The organism is Ruegeria sp. BG6 (genome assembly GCF_056538465.1).
In genome coordinates, this window is record NZ_JBQFTB010000004.1 from 54,364 (window position 1) to 72,215 (window position 17,852).

22 protein-coding genes are annotated in these 17,852 nt (G+C 60.3%); 11 read left to right on the forward strand and 11 right to left on the reverse strand.

Features of this window, described 5'->3' with window-relative positions; translation table 11 throughout:
- Window positions 1-29 precede the first annotated feature (29 nt).
- Genes lysA through argH form a run of 4 tightly spaced genes read right to left on the reverse strand, consistent with a single transcriptional unit; the run spans window position 30 to window position 3,101 of the window.
- The gene (gene lysA / locus ACR0JW_RS09380) at window positions 30-1,295 is read right to left on the reverse strand and encodes a diaminopimelate decarboxylase (RefSeq protein WP_480713838.1); all 1,266 of its coding nucleotides are present in this window, start codon (window positions 1,293-1,295) and stop codon (window positions 30-32) included.
- Between the two features lie 55 nt (window positions 1,296-1,350).
- Window positions 1,351-1,500: a hypothetical protein gene (locus ACR0JW_RS09385; RefSeq protein ID WP_480713839.1), complete on the reverse strand. Its 150-nt coding sequence runs from the start codon at window positions 1,498-1,500 to the stop codon at window positions 1,351-1,353.
- Window positions 1,501-1,530: 30 nt separating this feature from the next.
- Window positions 1,531-1,716 carry an argininosuccinate lyase gene (locus tag ACR0JW_RS09390; protein WP_321249300.1) on the reverse strand — a complete coding sequence of 62 codons (186 nt, stop codon included), beginning with the start codon at window positions 1,714-1,716 and terminating at the stop codon, window positions 1,531-1,533.
- The gene (gene argH, locus ACR0JW_RS09395; protein ID WP_170679675.1) at window positions 1,713-3,101 is read right to left on the reverse strand and encodes an argininosuccinate lyase; all 1,389 of its coding nucleotides are present in this window, start codon (window positions 3,099-3,101) and stop codon (window positions 1,713-1,715) included. Before argH ends, ACR0JW_RS09390 begins: the two co-directional genes overlap by 4 nt.
- A 21-nt stretch (window positions 3,102-3,122) precedes the next feature.
- Between argH and ACR0JW_RS09400 the strand changes: the two genes are divergently transcribed.
- The 9 genes from ACR0JW_RS09400 (at window position 3,123) to yddG (ending at window position 10,006) form a co-directional block, all read left to right on the forward strand.
- A complete protein-coding gene (locus ACR0JW_RS09400) occupies window positions 3,123-3,695 on the forward strand; it encodes a TlpA disulfide reductase family protein (protein WP_170679674.1) in 573 nt (190 codons plus the stop codon).
- A gap of 115 nt (window positions 3,696-3,810) precedes the next feature.
- Window positions 3,811-4,140 (forward strand): hypothetical protein, encoded by a 330-nt coding sequence (locus ACR0JW_RS09405; RefSeq protein WP_170614385.1) that lies wholly within the window; start codon window positions 3,811-3,813, stop codon window positions 4,138-4,140.
- 59 nt (window positions 4,141-4,199) lie between these two features.
- On the forward strand, window positions 4,200-4,586 hold the full coding sequence (locus ACR0JW_RS09410; RefSeq protein WP_170614384.1) for a hypothetical protein: 387 nt from the start codon (window positions 4,200-4,202) through the stop codon (window positions 4,584-4,586).
- A complete protein-coding gene (locus tag ACR0JW_RS09415) occupies window positions 4,583-5,554 on the forward strand; it encodes a sterol desaturase family protein (RefSeq protein WP_170679672.1) in 972 nt (323 codons plus the stop codon). The genes ACR0JW_RS09410 and ACR0JW_RS09415 overlap by 4 nt, the downstream gene beginning before the upstream one ends.
- A 92-nt stretch (window positions 5,555-5,646) precedes the next feature.
- A complete protein-coding gene (locus ACR0JW_RS09420; protein WP_170614382.1) occupies window positions 5,647-5,835 on the forward strand; it encodes a hypothetical protein in 189 nt (62 codons plus the stop codon).
- 113 nt (window positions 5,836-5,948) lie between these two features.
- Window positions 5,949-6,782 (forward strand): EAL domain-containing protein, encoded by an 834-nt coding sequence (locus ACR0JW_RS09425; RefSeq protein ID WP_170679670.1) that lies wholly within the window; start codon window positions 5,949-5,951, stop codon window positions 6,780-6,782.
- 191 nt (window positions 6,783-6,973) lie between these two features.
- Entirely contained in the window at window positions 6,974-8,149 is a 1,176-nt protein-coding gene (locus ACR0JW_RS09430) for an acetyl-CoA C-acetyltransferase (RefSeq protein WP_170679668.1), read from the forward strand.
- A gap of 187 nt (window positions 8,150-8,336) precedes the next feature.
- Entirely contained in the window at window positions 8,337-9,059 is a 723-nt protein-coding gene (gene phbB, locus ACR0JW_RS09435) for an acetoacetyl-CoA reductase (RefSeq protein ID WP_170614379.1), read from the forward strand.
- A gap of 80 nt (window positions 9,060-9,139) precedes the next feature.
- Entirely contained in the window at window positions 9,140-10,006 is an 867-nt protein-coding gene (gene yddG, locus ACR0JW_RS09440) for an aromatic amino acid exporter YddG (RefSeq protein WP_480713840.1), read from the forward strand.
- Window positions 10,007-10,106: 100 nt separating this feature from the next.
- Here the strand turns inward: yddG and ACR0JW_RS09445 are convergent, their stop codons facing one another.
- The 3 genes from ACR0JW_RS09445 to ACR0JW_RS09455 form a co-directional block, all read right to left on the reverse strand.
- On the reverse strand, window positions 10,107-10,271 hold the full coding sequence (locus ACR0JW_RS09445; protein ID WP_170614377.1) for a YdcH family protein: 165 nt from the start codon (window positions 10,269-10,271) through the stop codon (window positions 10,107-10,109).
- 125 nt (window positions 10,272-10,396) lie between these two features.
- Window positions 10,397-11,167 (reverse strand): tRNA1(Val) (adenine(37)-N6)-methyltransferase, encoded by a 771-nt coding sequence (locus ACR0JW_RS09450; protein WP_480713841.1) that lies wholly within the window; start codon window positions 11,165-11,167, stop codon window positions 10,397-10,399.
- On the reverse strand, window positions 11,164-11,379 hold the full coding sequence (locus tag ACR0JW_RS09455) for a putative signal transducing protein (protein ID WP_170614375.1): 216 nt from the start codon (window positions 11,377-11,379) through the stop codon (window positions 11,164-11,166). The genes ACR0JW_RS09450 and ACR0JW_RS09455 overlap by 4 nt, the downstream gene beginning before the upstream one ends.
- Before the next feature lie 56 nt (window positions 11,380-11,435).
- On the opposite strand from ACR0JW_RS09455, the gene ACR0JW_RS09460 reads away from it, so the two are divergent.
- The gene (locus tag ACR0JW_RS09460) at window positions 11,436-12,434 is read left to right on the forward strand and encodes a polyprenyl synthetase family protein (protein WP_480713842.1); all 999 of its coding nucleotides are present in this window, start codon (window positions 11,436-11,438) and stop codon (window positions 12,432-12,434) included.
- Here ACR0JW_RS09460 and ACR0JW_RS09465 read toward each other — a convergent pair.
- The 4 genes from ACR0JW_RS09465 to soxR form a co-directional block, all read right to left on the reverse strand.
- Window positions 12,427-13,245, reverse strand: a complete 819-nt coding sequence (locus ACR0JW_RS09465; RefSeq protein WP_170679660.1) for a 4-(cytidine 5'-diphospho)-2-C-methyl-D-erythritol kinase — start codon at window positions 13,243-13,245, stop codon at window positions 12,427-12,429. The two genes, ACR0JW_RS09460 and ACR0JW_RS09465, sit on opposite strands and share 8 nt — an antisense overlap.
- Window positions 13,235-14,911 (reverse strand): tetratricopeptide repeat protein, encoded by a 1,677-nt coding sequence (locus tag ACR0JW_RS09470; protein ID WP_170824913.1) that lies wholly within the window; start codon window positions 14,909-14,911, stop codon window positions 13,235-13,237. Before ACR0JW_RS09470 ends, ACR0JW_RS09465 begins: the two co-directional genes overlap by 11 nt.
- Before the next feature lie 140 nt (window positions 14,912-15,051).
- The gene (locus ACR0JW_RS09475; protein ID WP_170614371.1) at window positions 15,052-16,698 is read right to left on the reverse strand and encodes an electron transfer flavoprotein-ubiquinone oxidoreductase; all 1,647 of its coding nucleotides are present in this window, start codon (window positions 16,696-16,698) and stop codon (window positions 15,052-15,054) included.
- 136 nt (window positions 16,699-16,834) lie between these two features.
- The gene (gene soxR, locus ACR0JW_RS09480; RefSeq protein WP_170679656.1) at window positions 16,835-17,290 is read right to left on the reverse strand and encodes a redox-sensitive transcriptional activator SoxR; all 456 of its coding nucleotides are present in this window, start codon (window positions 17,288-17,290) and stop codon (window positions 16,835-16,837) included.
- A gap of 86 nt (window positions 17,291-17,376) precedes the next feature.
- Between soxR and ACR0JW_RS09485 the strand changes: the two genes are divergently transcribed.
- The gene (locus tag ACR0JW_RS09485; RefSeq protein WP_170679654.1) at window positions 17,377-17,757 is read left to right on the forward strand and encodes a VOC family protein; all 381 of its coding nucleotides are present in this window, start codon (window positions 17,377-17,379) and stop codon (window positions 17,755-17,757) included.
- The last annotated feature ends 95 nt before the right edge of the window (window positions 17,758-17,852 follow it).

Below are 17,852 nucleotides of genomic sequence, written 5' to 3' on the forward strand. Positions count from 1 at the left end.
CTCCTGATCAGGCCCGTGCGATCATCGCGTCAGAGCCATGGGGGTATGGTATCGCGGTTTATGATTTCGTCAAAGCTTGGGCGTTCACGAATAACCGCAAATTGATCCCCATGCACCAGAACCTCGGGGATCAGGGGACGGGTATTGTATTCGCTGGCCATCACCGCACCATAGGCCCCGGCGCTGCGGAACGCGACCAGATCACCGGCGTGCAGCGGCGGCATATCGCGCTGCTTGGCAAAGGTATCACCGGTTTCGCAGACCGGGCCCACGATGTCATAGGGTTGCTGTTCGACCCCCGGCGCGGGTTCATGAACGACGACAATGTCATGATACGCCTCGTACATTGCGGGGCGAATCAGGTCGTTCATGGCGCCGTCAAGGATCAGGAAATCGCGACCCTCGCCGGATTTCACATAGATCACCTTGCTGACCATCAGCCCGGCATTTCCGGCAATCAATCGGCCCGGCTCGATCTCGATCTCGCAACCCAGATGGCCCAGCGTTTTCTTGATCAGTGCACCGTATTCCACTGGCAGTGGTGGTGCGTCATTCGAGCGGGTGTACGGAATGCCGAGGCCACCGCCCAGATCGAGGCGACGAATATCGTGCCCTTCAGACCGCAGCTTTTCTGTCAGCTCCGCCACCTTGGTATATGCCAGCTCGAACGGCTCAAGCTCGGTCAGTTGCGAGCCGATATGAACGTCGATGCCGATGACCTCCAGCCCGGGCAGGCTGGCAGCATGGGCGTAGACTTCGGAGGCGCGCGCAATCGGGATGCCGAACTTGTTCTCGGACTTGCCGGTCGCGATCTTGGCGTGGGTTTTGGCGTCGACGTCGGGGTTCACCCGCACTGTGATCGGCGCCACAACGTCCAGCTCCTGCGCGACGGCATTGATCACCTCCATCTCGGGCTCGGATTCCACGTTGAACTGGCGGATGCCACCGGTCAGTGCGGTGCGAATTTCATCCGCCGTCTTGCCAACGCCCGAAAACACGATCCTGTCGCCCGGCACACCGGCTGCCTTGGCGCGCAGATATTCCCCGCCCGAGACCACGTCCATTCCCGCACCGGCTTGCGCCAGCGTTTTCAGAATCGCCTGATTGCTGGCCGCCTTCATCGCATAGCACACAAGGTGATCCGTGCCCTCAAGCGCGTCATCGAACAACTGAAAGTGCCGTAGCAATGTCGCGGTGGAATAGACGTAGAACGGCGTTCCGACCGCGGCTGCAATCTCGGAAATCGGGACATCCTCGGCGTAGAGCGCGCCGTCGCGGTAGAGAAAGTGATCCATGACTGCGCGCTTAGACCAAAAAGGGCATTCGGAGCAAATGATTCCGGCGGAACCCTTATTTTGTCGTCGAAATTCCCACGCGGCCATACCCCGAGATGGAAATGCCCGAACCTCTGGGTTGCGCCGCCGGTTCAGAGCGCGGTTTGTAGTTTGGGTCGCAAGCTGCAAGGGCGGCCAGCGAAAGGATCAGAAGAAAGGTTTTCATCAAGAGTTTTTCGTTCTTTCGTTCGGCCGGTCAGACACCAAAGAACACACCGACGGGTCCGCGCCAGAATCCGACGCCTGCGCCGACGTGAACGCCATTTGATCCGACACCGACACTGGCGCTCATGGTTGGGGTGGTCGGCTCGCCGTCCGCGCCGCACCCGGCCAGAGCAACTCCGACCGCGATCAGCATGAAGATGCGCATGACCTGTTTCACACCAATCCCTTCCATCGCTCGGCCTGGGCGCGGACCTGATCCGGTGCCGTGCCACCATAGGACTGACGTGAGTTTACCGAATTTTCGACGGTTAGGACAGAATAGACATCATTCGTGATATCGGCATGGACAGACTGCATGGCCTCAAGGGTCAGATCGGGCAGGTCGCAGTCCTTGGCTTCGGCCATGGCTACCAGCGCGCCGGTGACGTGGTGGGCGTCGCGGAACGGCAGGCCCAGAACGCGCACCAGCCAGTCAGCCAGGTCGGTGGCGGTCGAAAAACCGGAACCGGCGGCGGCGGCAAGACTGTCGCGGTTGGCGGTCATGTCCTTGACCATGCCTTCCATCGCCGCCAGCGCCAGCATCCAGTTGTCGGCGGCGTCAAAGACCTGTTCCTTGTCTTCCTGCATGTCCTTGGAATAGGCCAGCGGCAGGCCTTTCATCACCATCATCAGAGCGGTATTGGCGCCATAGATACGCCCCACCTTGGCGCGGATCAGTTCCGCCGCGTCGGGGTTTTTCTTTTGCGGCATGATCGACGAACCGGTCGAAAAACGATCGGACAGCGTCACAAACCGGAACTGGGCCGAGGACCAGATCACCAGTTCCTCGGCGAAGCGCGACAGATGCACGGCACAGATCGAGGCGGTCGAAAGGAATTCCAGTGCGAAGTCGCGGTCGCTGACCGCATCCAGCGAGTTCGCCGCGGGGCGGTCAAAACCGAGCGCCTCGGCCGTCATGTGCCGGTCGATCGGGAAAGAAGTGCCCGCAAGCGCGGCGGCACCCAGCGGCGATTCGTTCATCCGGGCTCGGGCGTCGCGCACGCGGGATAGATCGCGGCCAAACATCTCGACATAGGCCATCATGTGGTGACCCCACGTCACTGGCTGCGCGGTTTGCAGATGGGTAAATCCGGGCATGACCCAGTCCGCCCCGGCCTCGGCCTGCGCCAAAAGCGCGCGGATCAGGGCCAGCAACCCGGTTTCCGCCGCGTCCAGCTGATCGCGGACCCAGAGTTTGAAATCGGTTGCCACCTGATCGTTACGGCTGCGGCCCGTGTGCAAACGGCCTGCGGGCTCTCCGATCACTTCCTTCAGGCGCGCTTCGACATTCATGTGGATGTCTTCCAGCGCGGTCGAGAACTGAAATTCTCCGTTCTGGATTTCTGACAAAACGGTGAGCAGCCCTTCCCGAATGGCCTGCGCGTCACTATCAGTTATAACGCCTGTGGCAGCCAGCATGGCGGCATGGGCGCGCGAGCCTGCGATGTCCTGGGCTGCCATCCGCTGATCGAACCCGATCGAGGCGTTGATCGCCTCCATGATCGCGTCTGGACCGGCGGCAAAGCGGCCGCCCCACATCTGGTTCGAGGATTGATCGGTCATGTTGGAAAACCCGGAGTTGATATGCGCCTGTTTCGTCTGATCCCCCTTTATATGGCCCTTGCGCTGGGTGCAAATGCGGCTTTGGCCAGTGATGCCGAAACTCTGGCGCCGCTGCGGGACGGCAGCCTGAAACGGCTGATCCTGCATAAAGAACCCAAACCGGCAAAGACCATCGAGTTCCAGCTTGAGGATGACGGCGGGGTCGGCACACTTGAAGATTACGCCGGCAAATATGTGCTGGTGAATTTCTGGGCCACCTGGTGTGCGCCCTGTCGCAAGGAAATGCCCCAGATTGCAGAGTTGCAGGAAGAATTCGGCGGCGACAAATTTCAGGTTCTCACCCTGGCCACCGGTCGAAACACCCCTGCCGGGATCAAGAAGTTCTTCGACGAGAACGGAATCGTCAACCTTCCGCGCCATCAGGACCCCAGCCAGGCCGCCGCGCGTGAATTCGGCGTCATCGCCTTGCCGATCACAGTCATCCTTAACCCCGAGGGACAGGAGATCGCGCGCCTGATCGGGGATGCGGAATGGAATTCGGACAGCGCCAAGGCGATCATCGCGGCGCTGGTCGGCACAGAGGGCGAAAGCTGAAAAAGACCATCGGTACAATCCGGTAATGTAGGCTCGTCGATTTCAATCTCGTGATATACTGTCCCCGCCCCTCCTGTTGGGCGGGGCAGTTTGCGTTTTGGGAATGGAGGTGACGATGAGACCTGTGGTTTTGCTGATTGGACGCTTGCCGAATGTGATCGGGGATGTCGCGCAGCAACTGGATCACCTGCCGATTCAATGGCTGGGTGCACATGATCCTGATGAGGTGCGGCGGCAACTGGACGCCGAACCCCGGATCGCATGCGCCATCATGGGTGCGGGGCTGGATGACAAGGTACGGGGCGAAATGGTGGGCATTATCGCCTCCCGCCGTCCGGATATCTGCATTCACCTGAAAGACCGCACATCGGGTCCCGAAGGTCTGGTTCCGTTCGTCCGGCGCGTGGTGCAGCATGAAATCCTGGAAAGTCTGGAAAAAGGCTGACGCAACGCCACCTTTGACAGTCCGTTATCCGCCTTGCAACTTGTCGGCGGGAGGACGGAATGCCGCTTGAAATCCTGCTGGTTCTGGTGGTCGGCGGTATCGCCGGAATTACCCTGTTGCTGCATGCGACGGGCAAGTCCCGTTTGCGCCTTCTGACACCGGACACGGCGCGGTCGGAATGGCTGCGACATGCCCCGGAGGATTACATCATTGATGTCATGATTGCCCATGACGGCCATGCGGCGCTGATCCGCACGGACGCCGGCAAGGGGCTTTTGTGGTCGTTCGGTGCGGATACCGTGGCGCGGCATTTGCTTGATTTCGACTGGATGGACCATCCCAAAGGCATCGAGGTTCAGTTTCATGATTTCAGCACCCCACGCGTAATCCTCAGCCTTGATGACAGCGAACGCCAGCACTGGCGTCTGATGATGGACCCTTCATGACCGACCAAGTGAGCTTTCCCGACGCCGTGCAATGGGCCGTCCCGTTCTTCATCGCCGCCATTCTGGCCGAGTTTCTGTGGATCGCCATCAAGGGCCGCGGTGGGCGGTATGAGACGCGCGACGCAGTGACCTCGCTGATCATGGGCGCGGGCAACATCGCCTCTGGCTTTCTGCTGGGCTTCATCGCATACGCGTTTTTCATGTGGCTGTGGCGGATCACGCCGCTGGACCTTGGCGCCTCGATCCCGGTGATTATCCTGTGCTTCGTGCTGGATGACCTGCGCTATTACTGGGTGCACCGGTTTGGCCATCGCATCCGCTGGGTCTGGGCCAGCCATGTGAACCATCACAGTTCGCAGCATTACAACCTGACCACTGCCCTGCGGCAGACCTGGACCTATACATTCACCTTCATGATGGTGGTGCGCGCGCCGCTGATCCTGCTGGGGTTTCACCCCGCGATGGTGCTTTTCGTCGGCGGGCTGAATCTTATCTATCAGTTCTGGATTCACACCGAAGCCATCAGCAAAATGCCGCGTTGGTTCGAGGCGGTGATGAACACGCCCAGCCATCACCGCGCGCATCATGGCCGCAATGCGCGTTACCTGGATTGCAACTATGCCGGTGTCTTCATCATCTGGGACAAGATGTTCGGTACTTTTGTACCGGAACAGGATGACGACCGTGTCGACTATGGGCTGGTGCATAATATCGGCACGTTCAACCCGCTGCGCGTGGCCTTTCACGAATGGGTCGGCATCTGGCGCGACGCGACGCAGCCCGGGCTGACATGGCGGCAACGCCTGGCCTATTGCTTTGCGCCGCCGGGCTACAGCCATGACGGAAGCCGGAAGAATTCTGAGCAGATCAAAGCCAGCCATCTGGCCCGACATCCCGAAGATCGCGGAACGCCCGGATTTGAACATCTCGAGGAATTTTTGCCCGCAAAACAGGCGGAACAATCCTGAGCGCAACGACTATCTTACGCTGAATACTTGAAATATTTGGCCCCGGCTTCATATTAGATCGATGTTTTGATTTAGCGTGCCCGGAGGCCATTATGTCTCGTACAACGACCCTTTATACTGTTTTTGGCCTGACCGGCCTTGTCCTTGCCATGCTGACAGCCATTGGCGGAGGACCTTCGGTATTCCTGGGTTTGGGCTTTGCAATGATGACGCTGGGCCTTCTTGGGGCCCTGATCGGCGCAGCAACCACATTGCGCCAGACCAGCCGATCGGCCAAGTGAACCCCGACACATAGCGGCTGTTACGCTTCTGTCTCCATTAACGTCAGATTCACTTCTTTGCTCTGATATGGGCGCGGACCCCTATTGATCTTACGCAAGGATTGGGCGTGCCCATGCGGAACAGGAAACTGGCTGATCTGCCGGAAGGCTCGGACAATCCGCTGAACGCGGCGGTGGCTTCGCGCGATTTGTCGACGGTGCAAATGGCGACAGAGGCGGTGAAACACAAGCAATGCAAGCTGGCCTTTCAGCCGGTCATGCAGGCCAATGCCCCCCAAGGCGTGGCGTTCTACGAAGGGTTCATCCGGGTGCTGGACGAAACCGGGCGGGTCATTCCCGCGCGCGAGTTCATGCCCGAGGTTGAAAACACGCCAATCGGGCGCGAGCTGGACTGTGTCGCGCTTGAAATGGGTTTGCGCACCCTGACCCGCAATCCGGGGATCCGACTGTCGATCAACATGTCGGCCCGCTCGATCGGTTACGCCCGCTGGTCGCGTATTCTTGAGCGGTTCATGAAAAATGACCCCGCACTGGGTGAACGCCTGATCCTGGAAATCTCGGAAAGTTCGGCGATGCAGGTACCGGAACTGGTGGTCGATTTCATGGATCGTCTGCAGGCCCGCGGCATCGCCTTTGCGCTGGACGATTTTGGCGCCAGCAACTTCAGCTTTCGCCACTTTCGCGAGTTTCTGTTCGACGCGTCCAAGATCGACGGACAATTCTTGCGTGGTGTCAGCACGAACCCCGACAATCAGGCGCTGGTCAGAGCCCTGATCGCGGTTGCCCGCGAATTCGAAATCCTCGTGACTGCCGAATCGGTCGAAACCAAGCAGGATGCCGAGTTTCTGGTGGCCAGCGGTGTCGATTGCCTGCAGGGCTTTTTGTTCGGCGCGCCCTCGGTCAAACCGCCGTGGAAAGCGGAAAAGACACAGGAGACAGGGACTTAACACCTGCCGCAACACATTTCAGCCTACGACCAGCCGCCCTGAGACAAGCTGCCCGTTGCTGCGCGTGCAGCATTGCGATATCCAAATGGTGCTGGAGCGGGGATCACGGGGCGCTCTTGATTGCAGGGGGATCCTCTACGATCTGCGCCGTCACATTTCCCACAGGACAATGACGGTAAAGGATTAATCGAATGACCAACGTAGTAATCGCATCCGCCGCACGTACCGGTGTCGGCAGCTTTGGCGGCTCGTTTGCCAACACCCCCGCCCACGATCTTGGGGCCGCTGTGCTTGAGGCCGTTGTCGAACGCGCGGGAATCGACAAAAGCGAGGTTAGCGAAACCATCATGGGCCAGGTTCTGACCGCCGCTCAGGGCCAGAACCCCGCGCGCCAGGCGCATATCAATGCCGGCCTGCCGCAGGAAAGCGCGGCCTGGGGCATCAACCAGGTCTGTGGCTCGGGCCTGCGTGCCGTTGCTCTGGGCGCACAGCACATCCAGCTGGGCGACGCCGACATCGTTGCCGCCGGCGGCCAGGAAAACATGACCCTTTCGCCCCATGCTGCCGCCTTGCGCGCCGGTCACAAGATGGGCGACATGAAATACATCGACACGATGATCCGCGACGGTCTGTGGGACGCCTTCAACGGTTATCACATGGGTCAGACCGCTGAAAACGTCGCCGAGAAGTGGCAGATCAGCCGCGACATGCAGGACGAATTCGCCGTTGCCTCGCAGAACAAGGCCGAAGCCGCGCAGAAGGCCGGCAAGTTCGCCGACGAGATCACGCCGTTCACCATCAAGACCCGCAAGGGCGACATCGTGATGGACAGCGACGAATACATCCGTCACGGCGCGACCATGGAAGCCATGGCCAAGCTGCGCCCTGCCTTCACCAAGGACGGTTCTGTCACCGCGGCAAACGCCTCGGGCCTGAACGACGGCGCGGCCGCAACCCTGCTGATGTCTGCTGAAAACGCCGAAAAGCGCGGGATCGAGCCGCTGGCCCGTATCGCATCCTACGCCACTGCCGGTCTGGACCCGTCGATCATGGGTGTGGGCCCGATCTACGCGTCGCGCAAGGCGCTGGAGAAAGCCGGCTGGTCGGTAGACGATCTGGATCTGGTCGAGGCGAACGAAGCCTTTGCCGCGCAGGCCTGCGCCGTGAACAAGGACATGGGCTGGGACCCGTCGATCGTGAACGTGAACGGCGGCGCGATTGCCATCGGCCACCCGATCGGTGCCTCGGGCTGCCGCGTTCTGAACACGCTGCTGTTCGAAATGAAGCGCCGCGACGCGAAAAAGGGCCTGGCGACCCTATGCATCGGCGGCGGTATGGGTGTCGCCCTGTGTGTGGAGCGCGACTAAGTGGGTTGAGAACCAAATAGAAAAGGGCGTCCCACGGGCGCCCTTTTTTGTTACAATCAAGCCTTACACCGTAGCTGCGACAATTTCGCTGAGCAGAAAAGTAAAGACCTGAACGAAACGATATTGCGCACCAATCTCTCTCAGAGTAACAGAATTACCAAGCCGACTAAATTTGGAGGACTCCTAAATGGCACGTACAGCACTCGTAACCGGCGGCTCCCGCGGCATCGGCGCAGCAATTTCCAAGGCGCTCAAGGCCGAAGGGTACAACGTTGCAGCCACCTATGCGGGGAATGACGAAGCCGCCGCGAAATTCACCGAAGAGACCGGTATCGCCACCTATAAGTGGAACGTCGCCGACTATGACGAGTCCAAGGCGGGTATCGAAAAGGTCGAGGCCGAAGTTGGCCCGATCGACATCGTTGTGGCAAATGCCGGCATCACCAAAGACGCTCCTTTCCATAAGATGACGCCCGAGCAGTGGCATCAGGTGATCGACACCAACCTGACCGGCGTGTTCAACACCGTTCACCCTGTTTGGCCCGGCATGCGCGAGCGGAAATTTGGCCGCGTGATCGTCATCAGCTCGATCAATGGACAGAAGGGCCAGTTCGCGCAGGTGAACTATGCCGCGACAAAAGCGGGCGATCTGGGCATTGTGAAGTCGCTGGCGCAGGAAGGTGCACGTGCGGGCATCACCGCCAACGCTATCTGCCCGGGCTACATTGCCACTGAAATGGTGATGGCGGTTCCTGAAAAAGTCCGCGAATCGATCATCGGTCAGATCCCGGCCGGCCGCTTGGGCGAGCCCGAGGAAATCGCGCGCTGCGTGGCGTTCCTGGCATCGGACGATTCCCAGTTCATCAACGGCTCGACCATCTCGGCCAACGGTGCGCAGTTCTTCGTCTGATCAAGAGCGATTGCAATTTTGAACGGGCCGGTCCAAATGGGCCGGCCCTGTCAATTTCAGAATCCCGAAGAGGCTGCCCCATGAGCAGAATGCGCGCAACGGCCATTGGTTTTATTGCTGTGCTGCTGTGGTCCCTGCTGGCCCTGTTCACTGTCGGCTCGACACCGACACCACCGTTGCTGCTGAACGCCGTCTGCTTTTCAATTGGCGGCACTCTGGGCCTGATCTGGACCTGGGCCACCGGCGGATTGCAACAACTGCGGCGCGTACCCTGGACAACTTATCTGTTCGGAACGCTGGGTCTGTTCGGCTATCACGCCCTGTATTTCTCGGCACTGAGGATGGCCCCCGCGGCCGAGGCGGGTCTGATCGCCTATCTCTGGCCTTTGCTGATCGTTCTGCTGTCGGGGCTGTTGCCCGGCGAGCGGTTGCGCATCGGGCATCTGATTGGGGCCTGCTTCGGTTTCGCGGGCGCGGCGCTGATCATTGCCGGTGGCGGCAGCACCGGGTTTCAGGTGCAACACCTGCCCGGATATGCGCTGGCACTGATGTGCGCGTTGACCTGGTCGGGCTATTCCGTTCTGTCCCGGCGTCTGGGCGATACACCCACCAGTTCGGTTGCCGTTTTCTGCATCGCCGCGGCAATTGCCTCGGGCGCGCTGCATCTTGCCGTGGAAGAAACGGTCTGGCCCGCGACCGCATTCGGCTGGGCATCGATCCTTGCACTGGGTCTGGGACCGGTCGGGCTGGCGTTTTATGTTTGGGATATCGGGGTCAAGCGGGGCGACATTCAGATACTGGCCACCGCGTCCTATGCGGCACCATTGCTGTCTACGCTTGCGCTGGTTCTGGCCGGGATCGCCGCCCCGTCCTGGGGTCTGGCGGTCGCGGCGCTGTTGATCACCGGCGGGGCCACAATTGCGGCGCGGGCCAGTCTGAAGTCCTAGTTCGCCCTGCCCTGAACTTGCATCGCCAATAACCTTTCGCGCCTTTGGTGCTTTCGGGAAATTGGCGATACAGAGTGATTCAGGTCAGGTGCTGGACACTTTAATTGGACAGGCGTTCGATCTCTTCCTTCAGCTTGAGCTTCTGCTTTTTGAGCTGCGCAATATGGAGATCATCAATTCCTGGCGAGCGTTGGGCTTTTTCCACTTCGAGACCGAGACTTTCGTGTTTTTTCTTCAGTTCCGTCAGATGTGCGCTCACGCTCATGGCGATCCTCCTTAGTTGGATGTCTGAGTATTACATGGGAAGTTGACCACATCGTTTCCAGCCTGTCACGCCGCAGACGCACAGAATCTGTCACAAATCCGACAAATTCGGCCGGTCACCGCCTATCAATCCGAAAATCCGGGCAGCGCGGCCCCGTTCCGCAGCACCAAAGTGACCTCGGGCGTGTAGCTCTCACCGTCCCTCTCGTGCCGTGCGCCCTGGTGCAGGATCAGCGGGGAATGGAGCTGGAAGGCGGCGCGCCCCTCTTTCCGTGCGCGCAGAATGACCAGTTCAGCGTTTCGGGTCGCGCGCGGCGTCAGCGGCAGGACTTCGACTGAACCCAGTCTGCCGGCACAGGCCGACAACATGTCCGGCAGGCGTTCGGCCTTTTGGATCATGTGCAGATAGCCGCGCGGGGCAAGTCGCCTGGCGGCCACGCCGATCCAGTCCGACAGCGGTGTCTGCTCGCCCAGCGCCACCTGCCGCCCTGAATCCTGCGCCGGGCTGTGTGCGCCGGGGCGGTAATAGGGCGGGTTGGCTATAATGTGATCGAACTGTCTTTGCCTCAGATCATTGGGCAGATCGGTCAGGTTTGCCTGTATCACTGCCAGCGGCACATCGTTCTCTGCGGCGTTGCGCCGCGCCAGATCGCCATATGCAGGTTGCAGCTCAACACCTGTCAGATGCAGGCCCGGCACGCGGGCGGCAAGGCACAGGATGGCGGCGCCTGCCCCGCAGCCAAGCTCCAGCACGGTTTGGCCTGCCGTGGCCGGAACCGAGGCCGCCAGCAGAACCGGGTCAACACCTGCGCGATAGCCGGACAATGGCTGCCACAGCCGCACGCGTCCGCCGAGGAACTCGTTGCAGCTCAGCTCGCTGTCGGAGAACCCGCTCATCGGCCCAAGGGGATGTCGTTGTCACGCATTACCCGTTCGGCGCGGATCAGGTCGTCGGCGCGCACCATCAGGCGGCGGGGGAAAATTCCTATACCGCCTTCGAGGATGCTCATATTTACGTCCATCTGAAAGCAGTCTATATCCTCGCCTTCAAGGAGAGCGGATGCAAAGGCCAGGATTGTCGGATCGGTGCTGCGCAATAGTTCTTCCATGGGGATGGATGTAAGGGCAAGGAGCGGCGGAAGTCGAGCCTTGTATCAGGAGTGTGATGAACGTCAGCACAATCTCGAAACCACATGAACGGCTGGCCGACATTCTGGCCGGTGAAATGGATGCGGTAAACCATCTGATCCGCACGCGCATGGCGTCGGAACACGCCCCCCGTATCCCCGAAGTGACCGCTCATCTGGTTGAGGCGGGCGGCAAGCGTCTGCGCCCCATGCTGACTCTGGCCGCAGCCCGTCTGTTTGGCTATTCGGGCGACCACCATGTGCGTCTGGCCGCGACGGTCGAATTCATTCATACCGCCACGCTGTTGCATGACGACGTCGTTGACGAAAGCGCCCAGCGGCGCGGGCGGCCCACGGCAAACCTGCTGTGGGACAACAAATCCAGTGTTCTGGTTGGCGATTACCTGTTTTCCCGCAGCTTCCAGCTGATGGTGGAAACCGGGTCGTTGCGCGTTCTGGACATTCTGGCAAACGCTTCGGCCACGATTGCCGAGGGTGAAGTGTTGCAGATGACGGCAGCCACCGACCTGGGCACCCACGAGGGCATTTATCTGCAGGTGGTGCGCGGAAAGACGGCCGCGCTGTTTTCGGCTGCAACCGAGGTAGGCGGCGTAATAGCCGGTGCATCGGAAGAGCAGGTGAAAGCGCTGTTCGACTATGGCGACGCGCTTGGCATTGCCTTTCAGATCGCCGATGACCTGCTGGACTATCAGGGCGACAGCAAGGCAACCGGCAAGAATGTCGGCGATGATTTCCGCGAGCGTAAGCTGACCCTGCCGGTGATCAAGGCCGTGGCGCAGGCCACGGTAGACGAACACGCCTTCTGGGAACGCACGATTGGCAAGGGCCGCCAGCAGGATGGCGATCTGGATCACGCGCTAAGCCTGATGAACAAATACGGCACGCTGGAGGCCACCCGTTCGGATGCCATCGGCTGGGCCGCCAAGGCCAAAACCACGCTGGAGGTGCTGCCCGATCACGAGATCCGGTCGCTGCTCCGGGATCTGGCCGACTACGTGGTCGCGCGCCTCAATTAAGCTGCGTTGCGCGGCACCACCAGTCGGAATGGGCCGCGCCGATTTCATAGGCCGCGAAATGCGCGGCCTTCATGGACGGGTAAAGCCCGAAACAGGTCGAGCCCGAGCCGGACATACGCGACAAAAGAACACCGCGAGAGGCGTCGAGCTCATCCAGAACCCGCCCGATCTGAGGCGCAATGCCCATGGCCGGTGCCTGCAGATCGTTGCGCTGGCCTTTCAGCCACGCGGCGCAGTCTTCCGCCGTTTCAAATTCAGGGATATCCTCGGGCATAGCCGGGTTGTGGCGCGTTTCCATCGCCTTGAACACGGAACCGGTCGGTACCCCGACGCAAGGGTTGACCAGAACCGCATAAAGCTGTGGCAGGGAAACAGGCTTGATCTGTTCGCCTATGCCCCGCATTCGCACGGCTTTCGCCATCAAACAGACCGGGATATCAGCACCCAGTGACACCGGGTTCGGCAGCTTTCCGTTGCCCGATCCCGCGAGCACACGCAATGTCGCGGCCGCATCCGAAGACCCGCCGCCGATACCGCCCCCATGGGGCAACGACTTGTTCAGGGTAATTCGGCCTGTCCAGCCAACTGCATCCGCCGCCTGCCAAACCAGATTACGCTGATCGGATGGGACACCCCGGGCATGTTCACCGGTGACGTCCATCGACAGGTCCGGACCGGGCTCGAACGTCAGGTGGTCACCGATATCTGCGAACACGACCAGAGAATCCAGCAGGTGATAGCCATCTTCGCGCTGGCCGGTCACATGCAGGGTCAGGTTGATCTTGGCGGGGGCAAATGCCTCAGCCTTCATTGGCAACCTGAAGCGGCTCTGCGCCTTCTTCCGCCAGAACCGCGTCCAGCCCGATCTCGAGCTTTCGCCGGATACGGTCGGGATCGGCCTCACCATCGGTGTCGTCGGGGTCGATGAAAGACAGGGCGCGTTTCCACTGGAACTCGGCCTCGCGGTCGCGTCCAACGGCCCAGTACACGTCGCCCAGATGATCATTGACCACCGGGTCGACCGGCATCAGTTCGATGGCGCGTTCCATATGCTCAACGGCTTCTTCATAGCGGCCGAGCCGGAACAGAACCCAGCCGAGGCTGTCCACGATATAACCGCTGTCCGGGCGCGTGGCGACGGCGCGTTCGATCATTTCAAGCGCCTCGTCCAGCTTTTCGCGACGTTCGACCAACGAGTAGCCGAGGTAATTCAGCACTTGCGGCTGATCCGGGTTCAGTTCAAGCGCGCGGCGAAAATCCGCCTCGGCCTGATCCCAGTTCTTGAGACGCTCATGCGAAATTCCGCGAGCATAATGCAGAAACCAACTGCCGCCCGCCCCTGTTTCGGTCAGCTCAATCGCCCGGTCGTAGGACGGCACGGCGGCGGCATAGTTTTCGTCCCGACGCAACAAATCGGCCAGTGCCACATGAACGGACGGCAGGTTAGGGCGTTGTGCCGCAAGGTTCTGCAAAACTTCCGCTGCAGCGTCTTTCTTTCCTGCACGCCCTAAAACTTCGGCCCGGCCCAGTTCGGCAACGTGAAAATCGGCGCTGTCGGAAGGCACTGTCCGATAGGCCGCCACGGCAAGATCAAACTGTTCCAGATCGTCCAGCAGCTCTGCCCCCAGCAAAATCGCGTCGACGTGGTCGGGGCGCAAAAAGGTCGCCACACGTGTGTAAAGCAGGACATAGTTCTGTGCCGCTTCGCCATTCAGTGCCGCGCCGACCGAAAAGAAAACCTCGGCCATGCCGTCCCGCGCGGAACCGATATGTGTGAAAGGCAGGGTTTCGCCGTCGGTCAGGCGGGTCTCGTAGCCTTCGATGGTCGGGTCGCTGCCGATGGAAAACACTTCGTCCAGAAATGCCAGCGCATCGGCATTGCGATCCAGTTGCGACAGGACCTCGGCCCGGGCAAGTGCAGCGCGGCGGCTGAAGCGGGCAATGGTTCCGTTGTTTTCGGCAAAAATTGCCTCAGCCCCTTCGAAATCGCCCACGGACGCAAGGGCCATTGCCTTGTGATACAGCGAAAACTCCCTCAGACCGTCCTGCGTGGAAACCTTGTCAAACTGCTCCATCGCTTTGGTCATGGCGCCCTGCGCCATGTAGGTCCAGGCAATCATTAGCCCGTCAACCAGCGGCCCGACGCCTTGCGTTTCCGGATCAAGCGCCAGAAACGCGTCATATTTTTCGTCTGCCACCAAAGTCGCCGACAGCACCATGCGAGCGGCTTGGCTTGGCAAGTCGTTGTCCACGATTTTCTGCGCGACGGGCAGGGCCCGCTGGATCTCGCCCAGCGCGAGACGGGCCACGACCACGCTTTCCAGCAGGTGCAGGTTTTCCGGATCAAAGCGCAGGGCCTGCGAGTAGTATTTCTCGGCCGCCGTATAGTCGCTTTCATAGATCGCCTGACGACCCGCAAGATACGCCCCGGCGCCGGTATCGGCCAAGACCGGAACGGCAATAGGGGAAGAAAGCATTGCAGCCAATGCCACGCGTCGAACCAGGGAAATCACCAGAATTCTGCCTCGCTATCGTTATCTGAACGATAAGCTAGGGCTTTGGCCCCTGAGAGGCAATGGCAGAGCCTTCACGACGCCGCCATTGCCCGGGTTTTCGCTTACATGTTTGGATAGTTCGGCCCGTCGCCGCCCTGCGGTGTGGTCCAGGTGATATTTTGGCTGGGATCCTTGATGTCGCAGGTCTTGCAGTGGACGCAGTTCTGGAAGTTGATCACGAATCGCGGACCGTTTTCATCCTCGACCATCTCGTAGACGCCCGCCGGGCAGTAGCGCTGCGCCGGTTCGTCGAACCTGGGCAGGTTGACCTTGACTGGAATCTCGGGGTCGGCCAGGCGCAGGTGGCAGGGCTGGCTTTCCTCGTGATTGGTGGCCGCGAAGGAAACGTTGGTCAAACGATCGAACGACAGCGTTCCGTCAGGTTTGGGATAGTCGATCGGCTTGTGCTTGCTGGCATCTTCGGTCGATTCCGCGTCGTTCTTGCCATGACCCAGAGTACCCAGCAACGAGAAGCCCAGCGTGTTGGTCCACATGTCCATGCCGCCCAGCACCAGCGAAGCAGTCAGGCCGTATTTCGACCACAGCGGCTTGACGTTGCGCACCTTCTTGAGGTCGCTGCCGATTGCGCCTTCGCGCACGTCGGCCTCGTAGGCGGTCAGTTCGTCGCCCGAGCGGTCGGCCTTGATGGCGTCATAAGCAGCCTCGGCTGCGGCCTTGCCCGACAGCATCGCGTTGTGGTTGCCCTTGATGCGCGGCACGTTGACCATGCCCGCAGAACAACCCAACAGCGCCACGCCGGGTGCGACCAGTTTCGGCATCGACTGAAGGCCGCCTTCGGTGATCGCGCGGGCGCCGTAGGCCACGCGCTTGCCGCCTTTCAGCAGTTCGGCGACCATCGGGTGATGCTTGAAGCGCTGGAATTCCATGTAAGGATACAGGTGCGGGTTCTTGTAGTTCAGGTGCACCACGAAACCGACATAGACCTGATTGTTTTCAAGATGATAGATGAACGACCCGCCGCCCGCATTGCTGCCCAGCGGCCAGCCCATGGTGTGCGTGACCGAGCCTTCCTTGTGCTTGGCCGGGTCGATCTCCCAGATCTCTTTCATGCCGACGCCGTATTTCTGCGGCTCTTTGCCGGCCGACAGGTCGTATTTGGCGATGACTTCTTTCGACAGCGAGCCGCGCACACCTTCCGACAGGAAGACGTATTTGCCGTGCAGCTCCATGCCCGGTTCGGTGTTCGGGCCGTAGGAACCATCTGCTTCCAGGCCAAAAACGCCAGCAACAACGCCTTTGACTTCGCCATTGTCGCCGTAAACCAGTTCAGAACACGCCATGCCCGGGAAGATTTCCACGCCCAGTTCCTCGGCCTGTTCCGCCATCCAGCGGCAGACATTGCCCATCGACACGATGTAGTTGCCGTGGTTGTTCATCAGCGGCGGCATCGGGAAGTTCGGGATGCGGATCTTGCCCGCCTCACCCAGCATGTAGAAGTTGTCTTCGTGCACAGGCACGTTCAGCGGCGCGCCCTTTTCCTTCCAGTCGGGGATCAGCGCATCCAGACCGCACGGATCCAGTACCGCACCCGACAGGATATGTGCGCCCACTTCCGAGCCCTTTTCCAGAACAACGACGTTCAGGTCGGCATCCAGCTGTTTCAGACGAATGGCCGCCGACAGGCCCGCGGGGCCTGCGCCCACGATCACCACATCGTATTCCATCGCTTCGCGTTCAATCTCGGCCATCGCGGGCTCCTTAGCTAACTTTCCGAATTGGCGCTTTCACTGCGTGGTGTGCGCAATTTTGTTTCACGGCTGATTACCCGGTCGGCAAGACCTTGGTCAATCGAAACACGGCGTAAAACAGCAGCAATACGGCAGTTCAGCCGTCTGGTGTATCACCCATGAGATACCTGGGACCGCTACCATTGGAATTTGCCCGGTCATCGGGGTTGTAAAGGGCGCATTTCGGCAGGCTGAGGCAGCCGCACCCGATGCAGCCATCCAGATTGTCGCGCAATCGTGTCAGGGTATCGATTCGCTGATCCAGCCGGGCGCGCAGGGTGGTGCTGATCTGCTTCCAGTCCTGCGGTGTGGGGGTGCGGTTTCCGGGCAGGCCCGACAACACCTCTCGGATCTCCGGCAGGGTCAGGCCGAATTGCTGGGCGATCATGACAAAACTCAGCCGCCGGATATCGGCACGTTGATAGCGACGCTGCCCGCCTGCATTGCGCCAGGGTGCAATCAGGCCCTGCGCCTCGTAATACCGGATGGCTGAAACAGCCAGTCCGGTGCGCCGGGCCAGTGCGCCAATTGCCAGCCCTTCGGATGCAGCCATCGGAACCTCAAAAAATTTCTTGACCTAAAGTTAGGTTTAGAAATTACGGTGAGTCGTGACAAGCCTGAATTCGCAAAGGAGATCCCATGATGGCGACGCTTGAACACACCAATTTCACTGTCCGCGACCCAAAGGCGTCGGCAGACTGGATGGAGAAGGTCTTTGGCTGGAAAACCCGGTGGGAAGGTCCGGCAATCGCTGGCGGCTATACGGTCCACGTGGGCAGCGCACACACCTATCTTGCGCTCTATGCGCCGGGCAAACCCATGCGCTCTGGTGAGAACAGTTACGACTATGTCGGCGGGTTGAACCATGTCGGCGTGCTGGTCGAGGATATCGATGCCACTGAAGGCAAGGTGCGCAAAGCGGGATTCAAGCCGCACAACCATGCGGATTACGAACCCGGCAGGCGGTTCTATTTCGAGGATGACAACGGCATCGAATTCGAGGTGGTGCAGTATGATTGAGTTGCTGTGGCTGGGAACCGAAGCGCATCACTGGCGCAGGGGCGACCTTCCGGGGCATCGCCGCAGGCATGCCTTGCCCCATCCAGACGGCGCGA

Excerpts from the sequence above, each read along its gene's own strand:
- yddG (WP_480713840.1), top strand. The coding sequence starts at position 9,140 with ATGAGCAGAATGCGCGCAACGGCCATTGGTTTTATTGCTGTGCTGCTG.
- ACR0JW_RS09455 (WP_170614375.1), bottom strand. The coding sequence starts at position 11,379 with ATGGAAGAACTATTGCGCAGCACCGATCCGACAATCCTGGCCTTTGCA.
- ACR0JW_RS09485 (WP_170679654.1), top strand. The coding sequence starts at position 17,377 with ATGATGGCGACGCTTGAACACACCAATTTCACTGTCCGCGACCCAAAG.
- ACR0JW_RS09410 (WP_170614384.1), top strand. The coding sequence starts at position 4,200 with ATGCCGCTTGAAATCCTGCTGGTTCTGGTGGTCGGCGGTATCGCCGGA.
- phbB (WP_170614379.1), top strand. The coding sequence starts at position 8,337 with ATGGCACGTACAGCACTCGTAACCGGCGGCTCCCGCGGCATCGGCGCA.
- ACR0JW_RS09420 (WP_170614382.1), top strand. The coding sequence starts at position 5,647 with ATGTCTCGTACAACGACCCTTTATACTGTTTTTGGCCTGACCGGCCTT.
- ACR0JW_RS09415 (WP_170679672.1), top strand. The coding sequence starts at position 4,583 with ATGACCGACCAAGTGAGCTTTCCCGACGCCGTGCAATGGGCCGTCCCG.
- ACR0JW_RS09450 (WP_480713841.1), bottom strand. The coding sequence starts at position 11,167 with ATGAGCGGGTTCTCCGACAGCGAGCTGAGCTGCAACGAGTTCCTCGGC.
- ACR0JW_RS09465 (WP_170679660.1), bottom strand. The coding sequence starts at position 13,245 with ATGAAGGCTGAGGCATTTGCCCCCGCCAAGATCAACCTGACCCTGCAT.
- argH (WP_170679675.1), bottom strand. The coding sequence starts at position 3,101 with ATGACCGATCAATCCTCGAACCAGATGTGGGGCGGCCGCTTTGCCGCC.
- ACR0JW_RS09405 (WP_170614385.1), top strand. The coding sequence starts at position 3,811 with ATGAGACCTGTGGTTTTGCTGATTGGACGCTTGCCGAATGTGATCGGG.
- soxR (WP_170679656.1), bottom strand. The coding sequence starts at position 17,290 with ATGGCTGCATCCGAAGGGCTGGCAATTGGCGCACTGGCCCGGCGCACC.
- ACR0JW_RS09445 (WP_170614377.1), bottom strand. The coding sequence starts at position 10,271 with ATGAGCGTGAGCGCACATCTGACGGAACTGAAGAAAAAACACGAAAGT.
- ACR0JW_RS09460 (WP_480713842.1), top strand. The coding sequence starts at position 11,436 with ATGAACGTCAGCACAATCTCGAAACCACATGAACGGCTGGCCGACATT.
- ACR0JW_RS09430 (WP_170679668.1), top strand. The coding sequence starts at position 6,974 with ATGACCAACGTAGTAATCGCATCCGCCGCACGTACCGGTGTCGGCAGC.
- ACR0JW_RS09385 (WP_480713839.1), bottom strand. The coding sequence starts at position 1,500 with ATGAAAACCTTTCTTCTGATCCTTTCGCTGGCCGCCCTTGCAGCTTGC.
- ACR0JW_RS09475 (WP_170614371.1), bottom strand. The coding sequence starts at position 16,698 with ATGGCCGAGATTGAACGCGAAGCGATGGAATACGATGTGGTGATCGTG.
- lysA (WP_480713838.1), bottom strand. The coding sequence starts at position 1,295 with ATGGATCACTTTCTCTACCGCGACGGCGCGCTCTACGCCGAGGATGTC.
- ACR0JW_RS09470 (WP_170824913.1), bottom strand. The coding sequence starts at position 14,911 with ATGCTTTCTTCCCCTATTGCCGTTCCGGTCTTGGCCGATACCGGCGCC.
- ACR0JW_RS09400 (WP_170679674.1), top strand. The coding sequence starts at position 3,123 with ATGCGCCTGTTTCGTCTGATCCCCCTTTATATGGCCCTTGCGCTGGGT.
- ACR0JW_RS09425 (WP_170679670.1), top strand. The coding sequence starts at position 5,949 with ATGCGGAACAGGAAACTGGCTGATCTGCCGGAAGGCTCGGACAATCCG.